The sequence below is a fragment of the Pseudorhodoferax sp. Leaf274 genome (genome assembly GCF_001422445.1).
Lineage (GTDB): Bacteria > Pseudomonadota > Gammaproteobacteria > Burkholderiales > Burkholderiaceae_C > Pseudorhodoferax.
The window spans coordinates 162,827-181,544 of sequence record NZ_LMNA01000026.1; the positions used below are offsets into that span (position 1 = coordinate 162,827).

The window sequence follows — 18,718 nt, forward strand, 5'->3', positions numbered from 1 at the left end:
GCCTCAGCTGACCTGGCCGACCGTCGAGGCCAGCGCGCCGTGGCGCTGCCACCAGCGCCAGGCGAAGAAGCCGGCCAGGCCGGCTGCCGCGGCCAGGGCGAGCACTAGGCCCGCGCCGGCCAGTGCCTCCAGCACGGCGCCGAGCTGGCGGCTGAACACCGCACCCAGGGCCAGGTACAGCGCCGACCAGATGGCGCTGGCCAGCGTGTCGGTGAGCAGGAAGCGCCGCATCGACATGCCCAGCGCGCCGGCCATCGGCGCGGCGACGACCGACACGCCCGGCACGAACTTGGCGGCCAGCAGCGCGCCGCCGCCCCAGTGGGCCGCAGGCGCTCCGCTGCCGGCTGCATGGGCGCCGCGCGACGGCGAAAACCGGGCCAGCAGGCGCATGACACGGTGGCCATAGCGCCGGCCCGCCAGGTACCAGACCACGTCGCCCAGCACATTGGCCAGGATGGCCACCGCCAGCGCGGGCAGCCACATCTGCACCAGGCCGCCCGGTGCGGCGACGGCCGCGCCGCCGGCCACCACCAGCAGGGGCGCGGCCGGCAGCGGCACGCCCGCCCGTGCCGCCAGCGTGACGGCGAAGACGAGCGCGAGCCCGTACGCGGCCATCAGTGACGTCAGGGCTTGCATGGTGTGGGGCTCCTTGGGATCTGGCGAGGGGAAAGGCTCAGGCGGCCGGGCCGCCCATCACGCAGGCGCACTGCAGCGGCGGGTGGGACGTCGACGGCGACGTGGAGGTGGACAGCGTGCTGCCGGCCCAGGCGATGTTGGCAACGGCACCGAGGGCGGCAATGGTCAGGACGAGGGTCTTTTTCATGATGGGAGGACTGTATGCCGCCCTGCGCGCGCGATAAATCCCATGCGGAGCAACGCACTGTTCGCGGAAAAGCGCACAAACGCCCCAAATAAAGCGCGCGGCGGCCCGCGCGCAGTCCGCCGGCGGCGCCCTCAGCCGCCCAGGTAGGCCGTCCTGACGCCTTCGTTGGCCAGCATGTCCGCGCCCGTGCCCTGGCTGACGACCCGGCCGTTGGTCAACAGGTAGGCGCGGTTGCACATCTGCAGCGCCGCGTAGGCGTTCTGCTCGACCATGAGCACCGTCGTTCCCTCGCGCCGCACCTCCTGCACCAGCGCGAAGATCATCTCCACGAAGTTGGGCGCCAGGCCCAGCGAGGGCTCGTCGAACATCACCAGCCGCGGGCGCGACATCAACGCGCGCGCGATCGCCAGCATCTGCTGCTCGCCACCCGACAGCGTGCCCGCGGCCTGGCCGCTGCGCTCGCGCAGGCGCGGGAACTTGTCGAACATGTGCTCCATGTCCTGGCGCATGCGCTGGCGGTCCGTGCGGCGGTAGCCGCCCATCTCCAGGTTCTCGCGCACCGAGAGCTGCGGGAACACGCGCCGGCCCTCGGGGCAGTGTGCGATGCCGCGGTCGATGATCTGCGCCGGCATGGCGCCGGAGATCCTGTGGCCGTCGAAGTGGATGCTGCCGCCGGCCAGCGGCTCCAGCCCGCTGATGGCGCGCAGCGTGGTCGACTTGCCGGCGCCGTTGGCGCCGATCAGCGTGACCAGCTCGCCTTCCTGCACTTCGAGCGAGACGTGGTCCACGCCCAGGGTGGCGCCGTAGCGCACGGAGACTTGTTCAAGCTTGAGCATGCTGCAGCCCCGATCCGAGGTAGGCGCGAATGACTTCCGGGTCCTGCTGGATGGCCTGGGGGCCGCCGGTGGCGATGAGCTTGCCGTGGTTCAGCACCACGATGTGGTCGGAGATCGACATCACCATGTGCATGTCGTGCTCCACCAGCAGCACGGTGACGCCGCTGTCGCGGATGCGGCGCACCATCTGCTTGAAGGCCTCGGTCTCCGACGGGTTCAGGCCCGCGGCCGGCTCGTCCAGCAGCAGCACGCGCGGCTGCGCGGCCAGCGCCAGGCCCACGCCCAGCAGCCGCTGGTCGCCGTACGAGAGGTTGCTGGCCAGCTCGTCGGCACGCGATTGCAGGCCGAGGAAGCCCAGCATCTCGCGCGCCTGTTCGCGCAGCCTGTCTTCCTCGCGCCGGAAACCTGCGCCGCGCAGCAAGGCCTGCAGTACGCCGCTCGATCCGCGCAGGTGCAGGCCCGTGAGGATGTTGTCGAACACCGTGCAGCCCGCGAACACGCTGGTGCGCTGGAAGCTGCGCACCAGGCCGCGCTGGGCGATGCGGTCGGGCGATTGGCCCGTCACGTCCTCGCCGAACAGCAGCACGCGGCCGGCGGTGGGCCGCATGTAGCCGGAGATCGCGTTGAAGGTGGTGGTCTTGCCGGCGCCGTTGGGGCCGATCAGGCTCACGATCTGGCCGGCTTCGACGGCGAAGCTCAGCTGGTCGACGGCGCGCAGGCCGGCGATCTGGACCGTGACCCCTTCGAGTCGCAGGACTTCGCTCATGCTTTTATGTCCCTGTGGTGGTTTTTGCAGGTGGTGCGCGAGGGTTGTGGCCCAGACGGCAGGCGGCGCAGACACGCGTTCTCCGGGGCACGCTCGCGGGCGCAGGCCCCATTCGCGACGGCGAGATGCGCATCTGGCGCGCCGTCGGTGTTCAAGGGCGTGTGTCCTGCATGCCACTGCCGGTTTCCGCGAGCGTGGGCTGGAGAACGCAGGCACGCTGCCGCCGTCTTGGCGCAACCCATCATGTCGGCTCCCCAGCCACGGCGACGGGTGGAATGGCCACCGGGCGCGCAGGCCGCTTGCGGAACAAGCCTGACACCGAAGGCACGATGCCCCGCGGCATGAACACCAGGATCACGATCATCAGCGCGCCATACAGCATCCACTGCACCTCGGGCCGCAGCGTGCCGCGCAGCAGCTCGGGCAACAGGCCGAACAGCAGCCCGCCCACCACCGGCCCGGCCAGCGTGCCCTTGCCGCCGACGATGACCATGATCACCATGGTGATGGTGAACATGAACATGAACACGTCGGGGTCGATGATGCGCACGGTGTGCGCATACAGCCCGCCCGCGGCGCCCGCGATGGCGGCGGCGCCGACGGCCGCGATGCGCAGGTAGTGCGTGACCGGCACGCCGATGGAGCGCGCCAGCGTCTCGTTCTCGCGCAGCGCCACCATGGCGCGGCCGGTGCGGCTGCGCACCAGCGCCGCCACCAGCAGCCAGGCCAGCACGGCCACGGCCAGCACCAGCCAGTAGGTCTGCGCCTTGGTCACGAGGTCGACCACGCCGCCGGGCGTCCACAGCGTGAGCGGCGGGATGTTGTTGAGCGCCATCGGGCCTTCGGTCAGGTCGACCCAGTTGGTGGCCACCATGCGCATGACCTGCGCGAAGCTGATCGTCACGATCACGAAGTAGGCGCCGCGCACCCGGAAGGCCAGCTTGCCGACCAGCCAGCCGAACAGGCCCGCCACCACGATGCCGCTGGCGAAGGCCAGCCAGACGGGCTTGGGCGTGACGACGAAGGGCGCATCCAGCCCGGGCAGCGACACGTCGAACCCCAGCGACAGCAGCGCGCTGGTGTACGCGCCGATGCCGAAGAAGGCGACATGGCCCAGGCTCAGCTGGCCGGTGTAGCCCAGCAGCAGGTTCAGGCTGATGGCCGCGACGATGAAGATGCCGGCCGAGGCGACGACCGACAGCACATAGGGATCGGGCCACCAGAACGGCAGCCCGGCCAGCACCAGCACGCTGGCGGCGAACAACAGGACGGACGACTTCATCCGACGCGCTCCTTCATGACGAACAGGCCCTGGGGCCGCAACAGCATCACGCCCAGGATCACCAGGAAGCCGATCGCATCGCGGTAGGCCGTGGAGATGTAGCCGGCGCCGAACTCCTCGATCAGCGCCAGCGCGAAACCGCCCAGCGCGGCGCCGGCCAGGTTTCCGAGGCCGCCCAGGATCACGATGGCGAAGGCCTTCAGGCTGGCCAGGTCGCCCATGGTCGGGTTGACCACGAACACCGGTGCCAGCAGCGCGCCGGCCACCGCCGCCAGGCACGAGCCCAGCGCGAAGGTCAGCGTGTAGATGCGCGAGACGTTGACGCCGACGATCTTGGCGGCGTCCTTGTCCTGGAAGGTGGCGCGCATCGACAGGCCCAGGCGCGAGCGCTCGATCAGCAGGTAGAAGGCCACCAGCAGCACCAGCGCCATGCACAGCACGAACAGCCGGATCGGCGAGACCGAGACCGCGCCGAACACGATGGGCTCCTGCGAGAATGGCGAAGGCACGGCCTTGGCCACGCCGCCCCAGGCCAGCAGCTCGGCGTTCTGCAGCACGATCATCACGCCGATCATGATCAGCATGACCTCGTCGATGGCCGCGAGGTTGCGCCGGCGCAGCAGCAGCCATTCGATGGCCGCGCCGGCCGCCAGGCCGACTGCGGCGGCCATCAGCACCGAGCCGAAGTAGTTCAGGCCCAGCAGCGACACGAAGCCGAAGGCCACGTAGGCACCCAGCGTGTACAGCTCGCCGTGCGCCATGTTGACCACCTTCATGATGCCGAAGATCAGCGTCAGGCCGATCCCCAGCAGCGCATAGGTGGCCCCGAGCACGAGGCCGTTCAAGAGGTGTTGGAGGAACTGGTCCACGCCGGTGCCCTATGGGTTACTTGACGGAGACCTGGCCGTCTTTGAGTTCGACGACGTAGATGCTGGGCTCGTTCTGGCCGCTCTCCTTGCCGGCCGGGCCTTCCTTGACGAAGTGCACGTCGCCATTGACGCCCTTGACCTGCACCTTCCACAGCGCATCGCGGATCGCGGCGGGCTCGGCCTTGCCGGCGGTGCGGATGGCCTCGACGATGGTCAGGATGCCGTCGTAGCCGCGGAAGCCCTCGGTCTGGCCGGCGAAGTCGAGCTTGCGCGCATCCCAGGCGTCGGCGAACTCCTTGGCCACCGAGGGGTACTGCGCACGCTGCACTTCCCAGGGCGCGAAGAACAGCAGGTGCTGGCTGGCATAGCCCTTGGGGCCGGGCGTCTTGAGCAGCGGCTCGGGGAAGGAGCCGCCCGTGGTGATGATGCGCTGCGGCAGGCGCTGCTCGCCGGCCTGGCGGATGGCCAGCGTGAGCTGCTCGATGCCGGAGGTGACGATCACGGTGTCGGCGCCCGTGGCCTTCAGCGCGGCCAGCTGGGCCGACAGGTCGGTCGCGTCCGGCGCCATGGTCTCGGTGCGGCCCACGGCCACGCCTTTGGCCTCGAACATCTTCTTGAACTCGGTGGCCGCGCCCAGGCCCCAATCGTTGTTGACCGACAGGAAATCGACCTTCCTGATCGCCGGGCTGAACGACTCCAGCTTCTTGCCGAACGCCATCGCCTCCATGGCCGAGGTCGGGCTGATGCGGAAGATCCAGGGATTGCCGGCCGTGGTGATCTTGCCCGAGGACGCGGTCTCGACCACCATGGGCACGCCGTACTCCATGAGCTTGGGCATCACCGCCAGCGTGAAGGTGGAGCTCCAGGCGCCCATCAGCACCGGCACCTTGTCCTTGAGGATCAGCTTCTCGACCGAGTTGACGGCCTCGCGCGGGTTGGACTTGTTGTCCTCGACCACGAGCTCGATCTGCTTGCCGAGCACGCCGCCCTTCTTGTTGATGATCTCGGCCGCGATGCGCGCGCCGTTGGTCACGTAGGTGCCCGAGGCGGCCACCGGCCCGGTCAGCGGCTGCGTGACGCCGATCTTGATGGTGTCTTGCGCGAGCGTGGGGACGGCGAGGGCGACGAGGCTGGCGGCGGCCAGCGCACTGCGCAAGGTGTTGGGCGAGGTCATGGCGATGCTTCCTTGGGACGGTTGGGAATCGGGGCGAGATCAGCCGCGGCGCGCGAACAGGCCACGGAACCAGAGCTTGAGCAGGCTCCAGAGGTCGATGGCCGCGTCCGGCGTCGGCGCGGCGGCGCGCGGCGTGCTCGCGGGCGCCGCGGTGGCCGGCAAGGCCGCGGGGAAGACCGTGGGCGCGCAGGCGACCGAGGCCGCGGCCGCGAGCGACTCGGCGGACTGCGGCTCCGTGGTCTGCGGCTGACCGGCCTGCGCGGCAGGTGCCTGCGCGGCCTGCGGCAGCCGTGCCTGCAGGTTGTCGGCGAACTGTTTGGTCAGTTGCTCGGCCAGCGCGCGCACGATGCCTTCGCGGCTGAACTGCGCGAGCGCGCCGGTGATGGCGAACTCGACGGCCAGCGTCACGCGCGTGCCGACGGCATCGGGCAGCAGCGCGAAGCGGGCCTGGCCCTTCACCCGGCTGTTGGTCTTGGCGTCGACGGCGCCGCCGGCGAAGCTGCCGCCCTGGCTTGCCTCGTCCAGCACCAGCTGCCCCTGGCCCGCGAAGCCGGCGGCGATGGGGCCGAGCTTGACCTTGAACAGCAGCGGGATCTCGGCGCCCTGTTCGATGTGGGCGATCTCGGCATCGGCCTTGATCGACGCACCGGGCAGGCATCCGACCAGCAGGCGCACGTCGTGGAAGGCCTGCCACACGCGCGCGGGTTCGGCGGCCAGGGTGAAGGATTGCTCAAGCTGCATGCGCGGCCTCCTGGGGGGTGGTGTTGGCGCGCTCGCGCAGCACGCGCTGGATCGCCAGCACGATGCCCTGGTAACCCGTGCAGCGGCACAGGTTGCCGGCCAGCTCCTCGCGGATGCGCGCCTCGTCGGCCTGCGGCAGCCGCAGCACGATGTCGCGCGCGGTCATCAGCATGCCGGGCGTGCAGTAGCCGCACTGCAGCGCGTGCTCGGCCGAGAAGGCGGCGCGCAGCTGCGCCATGACGGCGTCGTCGTCGAAGGCCTCCAGCGTGCGCACGCTGCGGCCGACGAAGCGCACGGCCGACTGCAGGCAGCTGCGCTGCGGTGCGCCGTCCACCTCGACGGTGCAGGCGCCGCAGACACCGTGCTCGCAGCCCAGGTGCGTGGCGGTGAGGCCGCAGTGCTCGCGCAACGCGTCGGCCAGGTGGGTGCGCGGCTCCAGTTCGAGCGTGTGCCTGCGGCCGTTCACGTCGAGTGCGATGCGCTCGGTGGCGACGGGGGGGAAGTCGAGGAAGGGCGTGTTCATCGTGCGGTCTCCAGGTCGCGCAGGGCCAGCCGCAGCATCTCGGCCAGCATGGATTGGCGGGTGTCGTCCAGGCCCAGGTCCTGCGCGGCCAGCCAGCGCGCGCGCTCGGCGTCCGACGCCAGGCGCGCGAGCAGGCCGGCGCCCTCCACCACGCGCGGCGCGCCATCCAGCGCGCCGAGCACCACGCGCTCGGTGCCGTCGGACGGGTCCAGCAGGCAGGCGGCCAGCGCGTTGGCGAACTCGCCGGTCTTGCGGCAGAACTTGCGCCACGCCCAGCGCGTGCCGGCCGGGCGGCGCGGCACCTGCACGGCGGCCAGCAGCTCGCCCTCGCCCAGGGCGGTCTCGAAGGCCGTGGCCATGAAGTCGGCGGCCGGCACTTCGCGCGCGCCATCGGGGCCGGCCAGCAGGCACGTGGCGCCCAGCAGCGGCATGGCGTTGACCCAGTCGGCCGCCGGATCGGCATGGCACAGGCTGCCGCCCAGCGTGCCGCGGTTGCGCACGGCGCGGTAGGCGATGCCGCGGGCCACGAAGGGCATCAGGCCGCGCGTGGGGTCGGGCACCTTGCCGTCCTCGATCTGGGCGTGCGTGACCATGGCGCCGAAGCGCACGGCGTCGGCCGTCTCGTGCACGGCGCGCAGCTCGGCCAGCGCGTCCAGGTCCAGCAGCGTTTCGGGCTGGGCCAGGCGCAGGTTCAGCATCGCGCCCAGCGACTGGCCGCCGGCAATGGGCTTGACGCCCCAACCCCCATCGGCCAGGCGAGCGGTGAGCGCGGCCAGCGCGTCGGGCCGCTCCAGGGTGTAGGCAGCGGCCTTCATGCGCGGGCCTCCTTGGCGGACCGGGCGGCGGCCAGCGCGGCCAGCACGCGGTCGGGGCTGGCCGGGCATGCGGTCAGCTCGGCACCCAGGGCGCTCAGCGCGTCGTTGACGGCGTTGACGATGGCGGCCGGCGGCGCGATGGCCCCGCCCTCGCCGATGCCCTTCTGGCCGAACAGCGTGTGCGGGCTCGGCGTCTCCATGTGCAGCACCTTGAGCGGCGGCATCTCGCCGGCGCCGGGCAGGATGTAGTCGGCCAGCGTGGAGGCCAGCGGCTGGCCCTCGGCGTCGAACGGCATCTCCTCGTAGAGCGCGGTGCCGATGCCCTGCGCCAGGCCGCCGATCAGCTGGCCCTCGACGATCATGGGGTTCAGCAGCACGCCGCCGTCCTCGCAGATCGCGTAGTCGAGCAGGCGCACCTGGCCGGTGGCGCTGTCGACCTCGACCGCGCAGGCGTGGCAGGCATAGCTGAAGGTGCCGGTGTCGGGCTGGGTCTTGTAGCCCACCACGACCTCCAGGCCACCCGGGTCGATGCCGGGCGGGATCTTCTGCGGCGCGCGGTACCAGGTGCGTGCGATCTCGGCCAGCGGCAGCGCGCCGGCGCCGTCGGCGGTGCGAAAGCTGCCGCCCTCCAGCCGCAGCGTCTCGGCCGGCGCCTGCAGCAGCACGGCGGCCATGGCGCGCATGCGCTCGGCCAGCGCCTTGGCGGCCGTGCCCACGGCGCCGCCCGACATCACGGCGCAGCGCGAGCCCCAGGTGCCGGTGGAGTACGGCGACTGCGCGGTGTCGCCATGCACCAGCCGCACCTGGGCGATCGGGATGCCCAGCACGCTGTGCGCGACCTGCGCCATCGAGGTCTCCATGCCCTGGCCGTGCGAGTGCGCGCCCAGCCGCAGCTCCAGCACGCCATCGGGTGTGAAGCGCGCGGCGCACTGCTCGTAGCCCGGCACCATGGGAATGCCCCAGCCGTGGTAGACCGAGGTGCCGTGGGCGCCCTGCTCGCAGAACACCGCCAGGCCCAGGCCGATGCGGCGCGTGGCGGGGCGGCCATCGGGCGTGGCGTGGGCAGCGCGCTGGCGCCGGCGCCAGCCTTCCCAGTCCAGCGCCGCCACGGCCCGGTCCATGGCGGCTTGGTAGTCGCCCGAATCGAACAGCTTGTTCGTGATGTTGGTGTAGGGCATGGCACTGGCAGGCACCAGGCTCCTGCGGCGCAGTTCGTGCGGCTCGATGCCGAGTTCGCGCGCGGCGGCGTCCAGCATCAGTTCCAGCGCGAAGCACACGCCCGTGCGCGCCACGCCCCGGTACGGCAGGATCGGCGGCTTGTTGGTGGCGGCCGAGCGCGTGCGGCAGCGGAACCAGTCCATCCTGTAGGGGCCGGGCAGGATGGAGCCGACCTGCGCGGCCTCCAGGCAGGCGCTGAACGGGTAAGACGAGTAGGCGCCCGAATCGACCACTGCATCGCATTCGATGCCGACCAGGCGGCCGTCGGCCTCGACCTCGACCGCGATGTCGTAGGCATGCTCGCGGCAGTTGGCGTTGGCGCCGAGCTGCTCGCGCCGGTCTTCGAGCCAGCGGACCGGGCGGCCCAGGTGGCGCGCGAGCCAGGCGCAGCAGATCTCCTCGGGCAAGAGGATGCCCTTGTAGCCGAAGCCGCCGCCCACGTCGGGCGAGACCACGCGCACCTGGCCCTGGTCCAGCCCCAGGCACTCGGCCAGGCCCGTGCGGTTGATGTGCGGCAGCTGGGCGGCCGAGTACATGACGAGCTGGTCCATGCGGTGGTCCCACCAGCACAGCACGGCCCGGCCCTCGAGCGGCGCCATGCACTGCCGCGAGGTGCGCAGCTGGCGGCGGACCGTGTGGGTCGGCGCGCTGCCTGGGGCCCGTGCTTCGATCTGGCGGTCCACCATGGTCTCGGCGAACACGTTGTCGGCCCAGTCCTCGTGCAGCCGCGTGGACGAGGCCATGGCGGCATGCATGTCGGCCAGCACTGGCAGTTCGGCGTAATCGACCTCGACCGCTGCCGCGATGTCTTCGGCCCGGGCGCGCGTGGGCGCCACGCAGGCCGCGACCAGTTCGCCGGCATGCCTGACCTTGTCCTGCGCGAGCGGCCATTGCACCGAGCGCTTGAAGCCCGGCAGCGCCGAGGCGGCCAGGATGGGCTGCACGCCCGCCAGGTCGGCCATGGTGTAGACCATGGCCTCGCAGCCGGCCGGCTTGGCGATGCCGTCGATGCGCGCATGCGCCAGCGGCGCGCGCACGAAGGCCACGTCCAGCATGTCGGGCATGCGGATGTCGCCGACGTACTGGCCGCGGCCCAGCAGCAGGCGCTGGTCTTCCTTGCGCTGCACGCGCTGGCCGATGCCCTGGCCGGCGGAGACACCGGTCGGCTGCAGCAGATGGGGCGAGGTGGGTGCGTTCATCGGGTGGGGTCGTTGGAGGGTCAAACGCGCGTCTGGCGGTATTTCTCGGTGCGGTAGTCGCCCGAACGCACGGGCGGGTACCTGGCCTCGCCGGGCGGCGCCACGCACTCGACCAGCGCGTCGTAGTTGGGGTGGTGGAAGAAGGCGATGGAGATGCGCTGCGCGGCCGCACCCGCCTCGGCCGGCGGGTTGACGACGCGGTGCACGTTGGAGACCCAGCGGTCGTTGGTCCAGCGCATCAGCAGGTCGCCGATGTTGACGACGAAGGTGTCGGGTGCGGTCTCCACGGGCAGCCAGTCGCCCTGGCGCGTGCACACCTGCAGGCCACCGGCGGTGTTCTCGCCGTTGAGGATGGTCAGGAGGCCGTAGTCGGTGTGGGCGCCGGCACGCAGCTGGCCGGGCTCGGGCGCGACCTTCTGCTCGGGGTAGAAGTTGATGCGCATCGCCGTGATGTGGCGATCGATCTTGTCGTCGAAGAAATCCTCGGGGATGCCCAGCGCCAGCGCGACCAGCGACATCATCTCGCCCGTCAGGCGCTCCATGTGCGCGTAGTAGGCGGCCGCGGCTTCGGCGAAACCGGCGGGCGCGGCCGGCCAGCGGTTGGGAATGAAGTAGCGCCGGCCCTCCTCGCCCGTGAAGTACGGCGCGTCGGGCCATTGCTCGCGGCCGAAGTGGTAGTACTCCTTGAGGTCGCCGGGGGTGGCAGCTTCGTTGCCGCGCGAGAGCGCGTCGAAGCCCAGGGCGCGCCAGCCGCGCGGCACGGCCGGGTCTGCGGGCGCGGCCTCGCGCTTGGCCGCCGGCGGCAGGTTGAAGAAGTGCCTGGCGTGGCCGCGCAGCGCATCGATGGTGCCGAGCGGCACGCCGTGCCCACGGATGGTGAAGAAGCCGATGTCGGTGCAGGCCGCTTCCATGGCGCGGGCTGCGCGCAGGCGCTCGTCGGCGCCGCCCTGCAGCGCAGCGGCCAGGTCGATGACGGGGATGGCGCTGGTCGTCATGGCGCCCTCAGTGGAAATACGCGCCGCCATCGACGACGAGCGTCTGGCCGGTGATGAACGCCGACGGAGCGTCGGCAAAGAACTCGATGGCGCCGACCACGTCGTCGGGCAGCATGTCGCGCGCCAGCACGCGGCCGCGCAGCGACGGCCCCTTGACGCCCTCGACCAGCACCGGGTTGGCCAGCGCGCCGTCGCTGAGCGTGAAGCCCGGCGCCACGCTGTTGACCAGCACCTTGTGCACGCCCAGCTCCGTGGCCAGCGCCCGCGTGAGCGAGATCACGGCGCCCTTGCTGGCCACGTAGTGCGCCATGCCCGGGTTGCCCTTGAAGGCCACGCCCGAGGAGATGTTGACGATGCGCCCGCCGCCTGCGCGCAGGAAGGCCGGCAGCACCGCCTTGCAGGCCAGGAACACGCCGACCACGTTGACGCCCAGCACCTGCTGCCAGTCCTGCACCGTGAGCTGCTCGAAGGGCTTGGGTGTCAGCGAGGAATAGATGCCGGCGTTGTTGACCAGCACGTCGATGCGGCCATGCAGCGCCTCGGCCTGCGCGGCCATGGCCTCGACCTGTTCGGGGTCGGAGACATCGACGGCAACGCCCAGTGCAGCGACGCCCTGGTCGCGCAGCCGGCGCGCGGCCTCTTCGGCGCCGCTGCGGTCGGCGACGACGACCTTGGCGCCGCGCTGGCCGAAGCGCTGCGCGACGGCGTATCCGATGCCCTGTGCCGCGCCCGTGACGATCGCCACCGCTTGTTCCAGACCCATGTTCACCGTGCTCCTGTGTGTTGCACGGCGACAGAGCAACTGCCATGCCACTAGCGCAGGGTCACGCTGCCGCTACCGATCCAGGCCATTGAAACAAAAAGAAGTTTTTTCTTTCCAACTACGTGGTGCACCACATATATGGGACGGGGAACGCCTTGTTGGAATGCACCGATGTGGCGCGCCGCCACCCACCTCAAACCAAAACGGGGCACACCCCGGATCGGGGGATGGTCAGCGCAGCTTCCAGGGCACCACGCTGGCGTCGTTGTGCGACTCGACGAGCTGGATCAGCTGCAGCATGAAGCGCTCGCGCTCGCTCTCGGGCAGGTAGGCGATGGTGCGGTCGTGTGCGCGCTGGGCCGCGCCGTCCATGCGCTTGGCCAGCGCGCGGCCCTTGCGCGCGATTCGCACCAGCTTCACGCGGCGGTCGGCGTCGGACTGCCGGCGCTCGACCAGGCCGCGCGCCTCCAGCCGCGGCAGCACCTCGGCCACGCTGGTGCGCTCCAGGCCCACCTCGTAGGCCAGCGTGTTCTGGTCCATCTCACCGTGCTCGGCCAGCACGGTCAGCAGGCTGTACTGCACGGGCGTGACGTTGTATTGCTGGGTCTCCTCGGTGAACAGCCAGGTGTGGATCTGGTGCAGCCGGCGGATCAGGAAGCCGGGCCGGGCGAACAGCGCGGAACGCTCGCAGTAGTGGTCCAGCTGGGCCCGCACCGGCAAGGGATCGTTTTGATCTGTCATGCGCAAAGTCTAGCTGCGCAGGGTGGCGCCGCCTGCACCAGATCGGCGCTTTCTGGCTGGCACAAATTGTGCGGTACACCACCTATCCGTTTTCACCACTGCACAGGAAGCAGGCAAGAATGATGACCAGCATGGTTCTGCAAGGGGGCCGGGTGATCGACCCCATGGCCGGCCGCGACGGCCTGTTCGATGTACTCGTGACCGACGGGCGCATCGCCGCCATCGGTGCCGACCTGGGCGCCGCCGTGCCGCCCGATGCCCAGCGCGTGGACTGCCGCGGCAAGCTGGTGCTGCCCGGCCTGATCGACACGCACGGTCACGTCTACCAGGGCGTGACGGGCCGCTTCGGCATGAACGCCGACCTGTGCGGCGTGCACTCGGGCGTGACCACGCTCATCGACCAGGGCGGCCCGAGCTGCATCACGCTGCCGGGGTTCCGCCAGTACGTGTCCGAGCCCTCGCACACGCGCGTGTTGGCGTTCCTGTCGGCCTACCTGGTCGGCGGCCTGGAAGGCCACTACTACCCCGAGATGTACCGGCCCGATTGCCTGGATGTGGACGCGACCGTGAAGTCCGCGCGCCAGAACCGCGACCTGGTGCGCGGCCTGAAGGCGCATGCCGAGATCGGCGGCTTCGCGCGCTGGGGCGTGGACGTGATGCGCATCGCCTCGCGCATCGGCCGCGAGGCCGAGCTGCCGGTCTACATCCACTTCGGCCAGCTGTGGCCCAAGCCCGACCAGGGCGGCCTGCCCGTGAACCCCGATTCGATCTTCAACCAGGTGGTGGAGATGCTCAAACCGGGCGACATCCTGGCGCACCCGTTCAGCCGCCACCCGGGCGGCTTCGTGGAAGAGAACGGCAAGCTGCACCCGCTGGTGCCCGAGGCGGTGGCGCGCGGGCTCAAGATCGACGTGGGCCACGGCTCGCACTTCAGCTACAAGACCGCGCGCATCGTGCTGGACGCCGGCATCCTCCCCGACACGCTGGGCGCGGACATGCACGGCTACAACACGGCCGTGCCGCAGCCGGCCGGCACGCCCGACAGCCACCCCGACGAAGAGGACCACCTGTTCAAGGGCAAGACGCGCTTCAGCCTGGTGTCCGCCATGACGAGCATGCTGGCGCTGGGCCTGCCGCTTGCGCACGTGGTGGACATGGTCACGCGCAACGCGGCGCGCATGGTGCGCATTGAAGGCGAGCTGGGCACGCTGAAGGTCGGCGGCGTGGCCGACGTCAGCGTGCTCAACGACGAGCGCGGACGCTGGCGCATGTCGGACAACGAGGGCACGCAGGTGATCGCCGAGCAGCTGTTGACGCCGGCCTTCTGCCTGCGCGCAGGGCGGCGCTTCGAGGCCGACGCCTCCATCCTGCCGGTGGCGCAGGCGGCATGAGGCTTGCTGCGCTGCTGCATCCGATGCTGGAGCTTTTCCCATGACCCAACCCGTACGAGGCCGCCGCGGCATGGCGGTCGCTCCCCACGCCCTCGCCTCGCAATCGGCCCTGGCCGTGCTGCGCGACGGCGGCAACGCCATCGAGGCCATGGTGGCCGCGGCCGCCACCATCGCCGTGGCCTACCCGCACATGAACGGCATCGGCGGCGACAGCTTCTGGCTCATCGGCCTGCCCGCCGCCGGCGGCACCGAGGTGGTGGGCATCGACGCCTGCGGCGCCAGCGCGGCGGGCGTGCGGCGCGAGGACTACGCCGGCCTGCCCGCCATCCCGTTCCGCGGCGGTTCGGCCGCGATCACCGTGGCCGGCACGCTGTCGGGCTGGGACCAGGCGCTGGCGCTGAGCCGCACGCGGCTGGGCGGGCGCCTGCCGCTGGCCCGGCTGCTGGAAGACGCCATCGACGGCGCGCGCCACGGCGTGCCTGTGACCGTGAGCCAGCACCGCAACAGCGCCGCCAAGCACGCCGAGCTGCAAGGCATCGCAGGCTTCGCCGAAACCTTCCTGCCGGGCGGCGCGGCGCCGGCCGTGGGCCAGCTGTTCCGCCACCCGCGGCTGGCCGCCACCTTCGAGCAACTGGCCCGCGCCGGGCTGGACGACTTCTACCGCGGCGACCTGGCCCGCAGCCTGGCGCGCGACCTGCAATCCGTGGGCAGCCCGCTGGCGCTGGACGACCTGGCCCAGCACCGCGCGCTGCTGCGCCAGCCGCTGCAGCTGGCGCACAGCGCAGGCACCGTCTACAACATGCCGCCGCCCACGCAGGGCCTGGTGTCGCTGATCATCCTGGGCCTGATGGACCGGCTGGGCGTGGAACGCTTCGACCACCTGGGCGCCGACTACGTGCACGCGGCGGCCGAGTCGGTCAAGCAGGCCTTCGGCGTGCGCGACGGCCACATCACCGACCCCGGCTGCATGGCGGTGGACCCGGCCAGCTTCCTGCAACCGGCCGCGCTGGACGCCATGGCCGCGCGCATCGACATGGGCCGCGCGGCGGCCTGGGGTAGGGGCTTGGGGCCTGCCGACACCATCTGGATGGGCGTGGTCGACGGCCAGGGCAACGCAGTCTCGATGATCCAGAGCATCTACCACGAGTTCGGCGCGGGCGTGGTGCTGGCCGAAAGCGGCGTGAACTGGCAGAACCGCGGCGCCTCGTTCTCGCTGGACCCCGCCCACATCAACACCTTGGCGCCGCGCAAGAAGCCCTTCCACACGCTGAACCCGGCGCTGGCGCTGCTCAACGATGGCCGCACCATGGTCTACGGCAACATGGGCGGCGACGGCCAGCCGCAGAGCCAGTCGGCCGTGTTCACGCGCTGCGTGGTGCACGGGCTCGACCCGCAGGCCGCCATCGCCGCGCCACGCTGGCTGCTGGGCCGCACCTGGGGCCAGAGCAGCGATTCGCTCAAGCTGGAGAGCCGCTTCCCCGACGCCACCGTGCAGGCGCTGCGCGCGCGCGGCCACGAGGTCGAGGTGCTGGGCGCGTTCGACGAGACCTTCGGCCATGCCGGCTGCATTCTGCGCGACGCCGCGGGCACCTGCACCGGCGGCTTCGATCCCCGCTCCGACGGCAGCGTGGCGGCATTCTGATGGGCACGGCCACCGACTTCTCCGCCTGGGCCGCGCCGTTCGCGGGCGCCGCCTGGCGCACCGTGGTGCGCCGCCGCGCGGCGCTGCCGCACCTGGGCCGCGACGTGCTGCTGCACGCCGGCCCGCCGTTCGAAGGCGCGCCGCCCGCGCCGGTGCGCCAGGCCGCCGTGCAGGCCCTGCTGTTCGAGGGGCTGGCCGGCGATCCGGCCGGCGCCCAGGCGCTGCTGGCCACGGGCGCCGTGCGCCTGGTGCCCGCGCAGGACCATGGCGTGGCCACACCGCTGGCCCAGGTGGTCTCGGCCGCGATGCCGCTGGCCGAGGTCGGCGACGGCAGCACGCAGGCTTGGGCGCCGCTGGTGGAGGGCCCGCCGCCTGCGCTGCGCTTCGGCAGCGCCGATCCGGCCGCGCTGCCGCGCCTGCAGGCCATCACCGAGCTGGGCCTGCAGCGCCTGGCTCCGCTGCTGCAGGCACGGCCGCTGGCGCTGGCCCCGGTCATCGCCCAGGCGCTCGCCGAAGGCGACGAGTGCCACGGCCGCACCGGGGCCGCCAACGCCGCGCTGCTGGCCCGGCTCGAGGGCCTGGCGGATGCCGACCGCGCGCTGCTGGCCGGCAGCCCCGGCTTCGTGCTCACGGTCCTGATGGCCGCCGCCGCCTGGCGGCTGCGCCATGGCGGCGGGCGCATCGCCGCGGTCGGCGGCAACGGACTGCGCTTCGGCCTGCGCCTGCGCGGCGATGCCGGCTGGCGCGCCATCGATGCGGCGCCGCCCACGGGCACGCGCTTTCCCCAGCACGCCGGCGCCACCGCGCTGGGCGCCATCGGCGACAGCGCGGTGCTCGATTTCTGCGGCCTGGGCGGCCAGGCGCTGCCGGCTGCGCCGGCCCTGTGCGAGGAATGGCGCGGCTCGCTGCCGGCCGACCTTGCGCCACGCCGCACGCTGGTGACCGACGCCGTCTCGGGCCTGGTCGACCCCGCCTGCGTGGCCGCCAGCGGCCTGCCGCCGCTCGTCAACCTCGCCGTGCTCGATGCATCGGGCCAGGCCGGGCTGATCGGCCGCGGCTGGTACGCACCCGATCCTTCGCTGTTCTTCCCCTCTGCCGAAAGACCCACGCCATGAAGCTGCCTTCGCTCTCCCGCATCCGCACCGGCGCCCTGCTGGCGCTGGCCGCCCTGGCCGGCGCCAGCCAGGCGCAGCAACCCACCAAGCTGCGCTTCGCGCTGGACTGGGTGTTCCAGGGCCCGCAGGCACCGTTCCTGGTGCCGCACCAGAACGGCTGCTACCAGAAGGCCGGCCTGGACGTGACGACCGACCGCGGCTTCGGCTCGGGCGACACCGTGGTCAAGGTGGGCGCGGGCACCTACGACGTGGGCTTCGCCGACATCAACGCGATGGTCGAGTACAACGCCAAGCAGACCCGGCCCGAGGACCGGCTGATCGCCTTCTTCATGGTCTACGACGGCGCCGCGCTGTCCATCATCACGCGCAAGGACACCGCCGTCGCCAAGCCGGCCGACCTGGTCGGCAAGACCATCGCCGCGCCGCCCGGCGACGCCTCGCGCCGGCTGTTCTCGGCGCTGGCCCAGGCCAACGGCTTCGACGCCAGCGCCGTCAAGTGGATCAACGTGGCGCCAGAGCTGCGCGAGACCATGCTGGCGCGCAAGCAGGCCGACGCGATCAGCGGCGCGGCCTTCACGGGCTACATGGGCGCACGCGCCGTCGGCGTGCCCAAGGACGACCTGGTCGTGCTGCGCTTCCCGCAGTTCGGCTCCACGCTGTACGGCAGCGCGCTGGTGGCCAAGCGTGCGTTCGCCGCCAGCCACGGCGCGGCGTTGACGGCCGTGGCGCAGTGCGTGGCCGAGGGCATCGCCACCAGCATCCGCCAGCCCGCCGCCGCCATCGAGGCGCTGTACCAGCGCGACAAGCTCATCAACCGCGAGGTCGAGCAGGAGCGCATGCAGTTGTCGCTGGACTGGTCCATCGTGACGCCCTGGACGCGCGAGCACGGACTGGGCGGCGTCGATCCGGCGCGGCTGCGCAAGTCGATGCAGGAGGTGTCTGCAGCGCTGGACATCCCGGCGCCCGACATCGCCGAGGTGTTCACGGCGCAGTACCTGCCGGCACCGGAGCGCCGGGCGGTGCCCAGGTAAGGACCGGCCTGCGGGCCGGCGTCCGCCCGGCCTACGGTGGGCGCCGCGCCCGCGGCCTAGAGTGGATCGGCAAAGGAGCCAACGCCATGCCATCCACACTGCCCCCCGCCACCGAACTCGCGGCCAAGGCCAGGACCCTGTTCCCGGGCGCCTCGCCGGCCTATGAGGATGCCCGCCGCGCGCTGCTGGCCGAGGAGATCGAGTTTCGCCGGCACATGACGCGCCTGGTCGAACAGCGGCGCGCGCTGCCGCCAGGCCCGGTGGTGCGCAAGGACTACCGGTTCAAGGACGCGCAGGGCGCAGAGCTCGGCCTGCGCGAACTCTTCGGCGACAAGACCGCGCTGGTCACCTACTTCTGGATGTACGGGCCGCAGCGCGAACGGCCCTGCCCCATGTGCACCAACTGGCTGGGCGCCGTGAACGGCAATGCCGCCGACATCCGGCAGCGCGTGGCGCTCAAGATCCTGGGCCGCTCGCCCGTGGAGCGGCAGCTTGCATTCGCAAAGGAGCGTGGCTGGCGCGACCTGGACTTCGTGCAGACGGTGGGCGACGACTACGCGCGCGACCTCGGCGTGCTGCTGCCCGACGGCAGCGAATACCCCGCCCTGGTGGTCTACCGCCTCGATGGCGACGCCGTGCGCCTGTTCTGGGCCAGCGCCATGGCCAGGGAGATGGCCGACCCCGGGCAGGACCCGCGCGACGCGCCGGACATCGCCGCGCTGTGGTCCATCCTCGACCTCACGCCCGAGGGCCGACCCGCAGATTGGTACCCCAAGCTGAGTTACTGAAACGGT

The 18,718-nt window shown here is 71.6% G+C and carries 19 protein-coding genes; 5 read left to right on the forward strand and 14 right to left on the reverse strand.

From position 1 onward, the window contains the following. Positions 1–3 precede the first annotated feature (3 nt). The 14 genes from ASF44_RS21465 to ASF44_RS21525 form a co-directional block, all read right to left on the reverse strand. Complete coding sequence (locus tag ASF44_RS21465) at positions 4–636, reverse strand: DedA family protein (RefSeq protein ID WP_082524952.1); 633 nt, start codon at positions 634–636, stop codon at positions 4–6. A 37-nt stretch (positions 637–673) separates the two neighbouring features. Next, a complete protein-coding gene (locus ASF44_RS31990) occupies positions 674–823 on the reverse strand; it encodes a hypothetical protein (protein ID WP_156374622.1) in 150 nt (49 codons plus the stop codon). A gap of 131 nt (positions 824–954) precedes the next feature. Further along, the gene (locus ASF44_RS21470; RefSeq protein ID WP_056901284.1) at positions 955–1,659 is read right to left on the reverse strand and encodes an ABC transporter ATP-binding protein; all 705 of its coding nucleotides are present in this window, start codon (positions 1,657–1,659) and stop codon (positions 955–957) included. Beyond that, positions 1,646–2,425, reverse strand: a complete 780-nt coding sequence (locus tag ASF44_RS21475) for an ABC transporter ATP-binding protein (protein ID WP_056901285.1) — start codon at positions 2,423–2,425, stop codon at positions 1,646–1,648. Before ASF44_RS21475 ends, ASF44_RS21470 begins: the two co-directional genes overlap by 14 nt. Before the next feature lie 241 nt (positions 2,426–2,666). Then, positions 2,667–3,707: a branched-chain amino acid ABC transporter permease gene (locus ASF44_RS21480; protein ID WP_056901286.1), complete on the reverse strand. Its 1,041-nt coding sequence runs from the start codon at positions 3,705–3,707 to the stop codon at positions 2,667–2,669. Next, complete coding sequence (locus ASF44_RS21485; RefSeq protein WP_056901287.1) at positions 3,704–4,576, reverse strand: branched-chain amino acid ABC transporter permease; 873 nt, start codon at positions 4,574–4,576, stop codon at positions 3,704–3,706. The genes ASF44_RS21480 and ASF44_RS21485 overlap by 4 nt, the downstream gene beginning before the upstream one ends. A gap of 16 nt (positions 4,577–4,592) precedes the next feature. Then, complete coding sequence (locus ASF44_RS21490) at positions 4,593–5,750, reverse strand: ABC transporter substrate-binding protein (protein ID WP_056901288.1); 1,158 nt, start codon at positions 5,748–5,750, stop codon at positions 4,593–4,595. 39 nt (positions 5,751–5,789) lie between these two features. After that, the gene (locus tag ASF44_RS21495) at positions 5,790–6,491 is read right to left on the reverse strand and encodes an SRPBCC family protein (protein ID WP_056901289.1); all 702 of its coding nucleotides are present in this window, start codon (positions 6,489–6,491) and stop codon (positions 5,790–5,792) included. Then, complete coding sequence (locus ASF44_RS21500; protein WP_056901290.1) at positions 6,481–7,014, reverse strand: (2Fe-2S)-binding protein; 534 nt, start codon at positions 7,012–7,014, stop codon at positions 6,481–6,483. The genes ASF44_RS21495 and ASF44_RS21500 overlap by 11 nt, the downstream gene beginning before the upstream one ends. Then, positions 7,011–7,829, reverse strand: coding sequence for a xanthine dehydrogenase family protein subunit M (locus tag ASF44_RS21505; RefSeq protein WP_056901291.1), 819 nt, complete (start codon positions 7,827–7,829; stop codon positions 7,011–7,013). Before ASF44_RS21505 ends, ASF44_RS21500 begins: the two co-directional genes overlap by 4 nt. Beyond that, complete coding sequence (locus tag ASF44_RS21510) at positions 7,826–10,246, reverse strand: xanthine dehydrogenase family protein molybdopterin-binding subunit (protein ID WP_056901292.1); 2,421 nt, start codon at positions 10,244–10,246, stop codon at positions 7,826–7,828. The genes ASF44_RS21505 and ASF44_RS21510 overlap by 4 nt, the downstream gene beginning before the upstream one ends. A 20-nt stretch (positions 10,247–10,266) precedes the next feature. Next, positions 10,267–11,241 carry an isopenicillin N synthase family oxygenase gene (locus tag ASF44_RS21515; protein WP_056901293.1) on the reverse strand — a complete coding sequence of 325 codons (975 nt, stop codon included), beginning with the start codon at positions 11,239–11,241 and terminating at the stop codon, positions 10,267–10,269. 7 nt (positions 11,242–11,248) lie between these two features. Then, on the reverse strand, positions 11,249–12,004 hold the full coding sequence (locus ASF44_RS21520) for an SDR family NAD(P)-dependent oxidoreductase (protein WP_056901294.1): 756 nt from the start codon (positions 12,002–12,004) through the stop codon (positions 11,249–11,251). A gap of 231 nt (positions 12,005–12,235) precedes the next feature. Then, positions 12,236–12,745 carry a MarR family winged helix-turn-helix transcriptional regulator gene (locus ASF44_RS21525; protein ID WP_056901295.1) on the reverse strand — a complete coding sequence of 170 codons (510 nt, stop codon included), beginning with the start codon at positions 12,743–12,745 and terminating at the stop codon, positions 12,236–12,238. 122 nt (positions 12,746–12,867) lie between these two features. On the opposite strand from ASF44_RS21525, the gene ASF44_RS21530 reads away from it, so the two are divergent. From ASF44_RS21530 to ASF44_RS21550, 5 genes are all read left to right on the forward strand, one after another. Further along, a complete protein-coding gene (locus ASF44_RS21530; protein WP_056901457.1) occupies positions 12,868–14,136 on the forward strand; it encodes an amidohydrolase/deacetylase family metallohydrolase in 1,269 nt (422 codons plus the stop codon). A gap of 40 nt (positions 14,137–14,176) precedes the next feature. Then, the gene (locus ASF44_RS21535) at positions 14,177–15,778 is read left to right on the forward strand and encodes a gamma-glutamyltransferase family protein (RefSeq protein ID WP_235579301.1); all 1,602 of its coding nucleotides are present in this window, start codon (positions 14,177–14,179) and stop codon (positions 15,776–15,778) included. Beyond that, positions 15,778–16,893, forward strand: coding sequence for a DUF1116 domain-containing protein (locus ASF44_RS21540; RefSeq protein WP_082524954.1), 1,116 nt, complete (start codon positions 15,778–15,780; stop codon positions 16,891–16,893). The genes ASF44_RS21535 and ASF44_RS21540 overlap by 1 nt, the downstream gene beginning before the upstream one ends. Further along, positions 16,890–17,924, forward strand: a complete 1,035-nt coding sequence (locus ASF44_RS21545) for an ABC transporter substrate-binding protein (protein WP_056901297.1) — start codon at positions 16,890–16,892, stop codon at positions 17,922–17,924. Before ASF44_RS21540 ends, ASF44_RS21545 begins: the two co-directional genes overlap by 4 nt. 86 nt (positions 17,925–18,010) lie before the next feature. Next, on the forward strand, positions 18,011–18,712 hold the full coding sequence (locus tag ASF44_RS21550; protein WP_056901298.1) for a DUF899 family protein: 702 nt from the start codon (positions 18,011–18,013) through the stop codon (positions 18,710–18,712). Positions 18,713–18,718 lie beyond the last annotated feature (6 nt).

Bases quoted from the DNA above. Each gene is read 5' to 3' on its own strand.
- ASF44_RS21465 (WP_082524952.1), bottom strand. From the start codon at position 636: ATGCAAGCCCTGACGTCACTGATGGCCGCGTACGGGCTCGCGCTCGTC.
- ASF44_RS31990 (WP_156374622.1), bottom strand. From the start codon at position 823: ATGAAAAAGACCCTCGTCCTGACCATTGCCGCCCTCGGTGCCGTTGCC.
- ASF44_RS21470 (WP_056901284.1), bottom strand. From the start codon at position 1,659: ATGCTCAAGCTTGAACAAGTCTCCGTGCGCTACGGCGCCACCCTGGGC.
- ASF44_RS21475 (WP_056901285.1), bottom strand. From the start codon at position 2,425: ATGAGCGAAGTCCTGCGACTCGAAGGGGTCACGGTCCAGATCGCCGGC.
- ASF44_RS21480 (WP_056901286.1), bottom strand. From the start codon at position 3,707: ATGAAGTCGTCCGTCCTGTTGTTCGCCGCCAGCGTGCTGGTGCTGGCC.
- ASF44_RS21490 (WP_056901288.1), bottom strand. From the start codon at position 5,750: ATGACCTCGCCCAACACCTTGCGCAGTGCGCTGGCCGCCGCCAGCCTC.
- ASF44_RS21495 (WP_056901289.1), bottom strand. From the start codon at position 6,491: ATGCAGCTTGAGCAATCCTTCACCCTGGCCGCCGAACCCGCGCGCGTG.
- ASF44_RS21500 (WP_056901290.1), bottom strand. From the start codon at position 7,014: ATGAACACGCCCTTCCTCGACTTCCCCCCCGTCGCCACCGAGCGCATC.
- ASF44_RS21505 (WP_056901291.1), bottom strand. From the start codon at position 7,829: ATGAAGGCCGCTGCCTACACCCTGGAGCGGCCCGACGCGCTGGCCGCG.
- ASF44_RS21510 (WP_056901292.1), bottom strand. From the start codon at position 10,246: ATGAACGCACCCACCTCGCCCCATCTGCTGCAGCCGACCGGTGTCTCC.
- ASF44_RS21515 (WP_056901293.1), bottom strand. From the start codon at position 11,241: ATGACGACCAGCGCCATCCCCGTCATCGACCTGGCCGCTGCGCTGCAG.
- ASF44_RS21520 (WP_056901294.1), bottom strand. From the start codon at position 12,004: ATGGGTCTGGAACAAGCGGTGGCGATCGTCACGGGCGCGGCACAGGGC.
- ASF44_RS21525 (WP_056901295.1), bottom strand. From the start codon at position 12,745: ATGACAGATCAAAACGATCCCTTGCCGGTGCGGGCCCAGCTGGACCAC.
- ASF44_RS21530 (WP_056901457.1), top strand. From the start codon at position 12,868: ATGACCAGCATGGTTCTGCAAGGGGGCCGGGTGATCGACCCCATGGCC.
- ASF44_RS21535 (WP_235579301.1), top strand. From the start codon at position 14,177: ATGACCCAACCCGTACGAGGCCGCCGCGGCATGGCGGTCGCTCCCCAC.
- ASF44_RS21540 (WP_082524954.1), top strand. From the start codon at position 15,778: ATGGGCACGGCCACCGACTTCTCCGCCTGGGCCGCGCCGTTCGCGGGC.
- ASF44_RS21545 (WP_056901297.1), top strand. From the start codon at position 16,890: ATGAAGCTGCCTTCGCTCTCCCGCATCCGCACCGGCGCCCTGCTGGCG.
- ASF44_RS21550 (WP_056901298.1), top strand. From the start codon at position 18,011: ATGCCATCCACACTGCCCCCCGCCACCGAACTCGCGGCCAAGGCCAGG.